This is a genomic window from Bacillus sp. GbtcB10, from assembly GCF_019091365.1.
GTDB classification, from domain to species: domain Bacteria; phylum Bacillota; class Bacilli; order Bacillales; family Bacillaceae; genus Bacillus; species Bacillus altitudinis.
On record NZ_JAGXJP010000254.1, the window covers coordinates 1 to 256 of the forward strand.

Annotated in this window: 1 protein-coding gene; it reads left to right on the forward strand. The window is 54.3% G+C overall.

The features are described from left to right. The coding region (locus tag KVT11_RS20220) for a hypothetical protein (protein WP_217609183.1) at positions 1-256 on the forward strand (256 nt) is incomplete at both ends.

Consider the following 256-nt stretch of genomic DNA (forward strand, 5'->3'; position numbering starts at 1 on the left):
AGCAGAGAAGTGTCAGCTCAGGAGATGGAAGAGCTTGCGGCATGTCAGACACGGGATGAAAAGCTGAAAGCACTGGCGGCACTCTGGGTTGAAGGGGCGCGTGTCGATTGGGGCTTATTGTATCAGGATTCCCCGCCGCAAAGAATCAGTGCGCCGACCTACCCGTTCGCAGAGGAGTGCTTCTGGCCGGAAGAAACGGTGAAGCAAACGGATACCAAACTTTTGCATCCGCTGGTACATCAGAATACATCCGTCT